The following is a 1,725-nucleotide window of genomic DNA, read 5'->3' as shown; positions in this document are numbered from 1 at the left end:
GGTCAAGTGTGAGTTGTACACGTATGGAAAAGTATGATGAAGTTTTTTTGGAAGTGATTGTTATCATATGAGGGCTTGTCTTTCTCTATTGAATTCATGAATGGAAATAAAATAAAGACATCAAACACAAAAAAAGTTCCTGAAAGGTTAATCAGGAACTTTCTCTGTTAGGCAAGGATAGAAGCAAGGATGGCTTTTTGTGCATGTAAGCGATTTTCAGCTTGTTGAAATACGGCTGAATGTTGGCCATCGATGATTGATGTTGCCACTTCCTCTTCACGATGCGCAGGTAGACAGTGTAGAAATAAATAGTTCGACTTTGCATGTTGAACGAGTTCTTCATTTATTTGATACCTTTCGAACGCTTGAAGTCTCGCAGCGGTTTCTTCTTCTTGACCCATGCTTGTCCACACATCTGTGTAAATGACATCAGCGTTTTTAACCGCTTCTATTGGATTGGTAGTCGTCATTATTGTCGATCCATTCGAAGCTGCTAGTTGTTGAGCTTTCGCTAAAATGTTGCTGTCTATTTCAAACCCTCTTGGTGAGGCGATAGATACGTCTACTCCGAGATGAGCACAGGCTATGATAAGAGAATGTGCTACATTGTTGCCATCGCCTACGTATGCTAACTTTTGACCTGGTAAATTGCCTTTGACTTCATGAATAGTTAATAAATCGGCTAATGCTTGGCATGGATGATAAAGATCTGTTAAACCATTGATAACGGGAATAGTTGCTGAATAAGCCAACTCTTCGACCATTTTGTGTGAATTAGCACGAATCATTATGCCATCTAAATAACCTGATAATACTTTTCCTGTATCTGAAATAGGTTCACCACGACCAATCTGCAAATCTCTTGCATGCATATACATTGCATGGCCGCCTAATTGATTCATCCCTACTTCAAATGAAATACGTGTACGAGTGGAATGTTTTTCGAAAATGAGACCAACCGTTTTACCTAAGAGCAATGGTGGATGCACGCCATTTTTGGCTAAACTCTTCAATTGAACTGCTAAATCTAGCAGACCTTTTACTTCTTCGGACGAATAATCAAACCAAGTTAATAAGTCTTTTCCTCTCACACTCTTAACTACTTCAAGATTCACGTATTCTAATAACTTCATAAATATTCACCCCTATTTATAATTATGTATTCCTTATTATAAATATGCATAGTTATAAATGCAAGTGAATTTTTATTAATTTAATTAATAAAGTAAAGCGTCCTATATTTGATAAGACGCTTTTTCTCTTTTTCTTGAAATAGTAATGATTACACCCTTCATAAAGCTATTAACGTAATTAGCCTCCATAACAATCATTCATTATATAAAGCTTTACTTCAACTGTATAAGTTACATCACAAATATCATTCATCGCCACTTTTATGTGTACCAGCATGAATCTTTACCAAATCCAACAATATCGTCTAACCTAATACAGTATTTTTGAAATTCTTCGAGTAAAATGTCACTTGAATTACTGAATACCTTTACTGGTTCGAATATTATATAATTTATCTTTGGAACCAATATTACACAATCCTTTTTCACATCTTGAATTGTTCCTTCAGTATACGTTGCATCGTTTGTAAAGATGACCACACGTCTACCGATGAAGTCATCTAACTTTTCGCGAATCCAACAATTGCAATCATTCTCTTTACATTTCTTTTCATGACAGTCATCTTTCCATTTCTCGTCGTGACATTTACAT

The 1,725-nt window shown here is 35.6% G+C and carries 2 protein-coding genes; both read right to left on the bottom strand.

The genetic code is table 11. The annotated features are described in order from the left end of the window. Window positions 1-167: 167 nt before the first annotated feature. On the bottom strand, window positions 168-1,133 hold the full coding sequence (gene argF, locus AC1DOS_RS19925; RefSeq protein ID WP_477538880.1) for an ornithine carbamoyltransferase: 966 nt from the start codon (window positions 1,131-1,133) through the stop codon (window positions 168-170). A gap of 261 nt (window positions 1,134-1,394) precedes the next feature. Beyond that, window positions 1,395-1,725, bottom strand: a 331-nt coding sequence (locus AC1DOS_RS19920) for a hypothetical protein (protein WP_477538879.1), incomplete at its 5' end; no start/stop codon positions are given.

This window comes from Paenisporosarcina sp. P5_A11, assembly GCF_056400705.1.
Note: the sequence above shows the minus strand (reverse complement) of the source record. Positions and strands in the feature narration are given on the sequence as shown.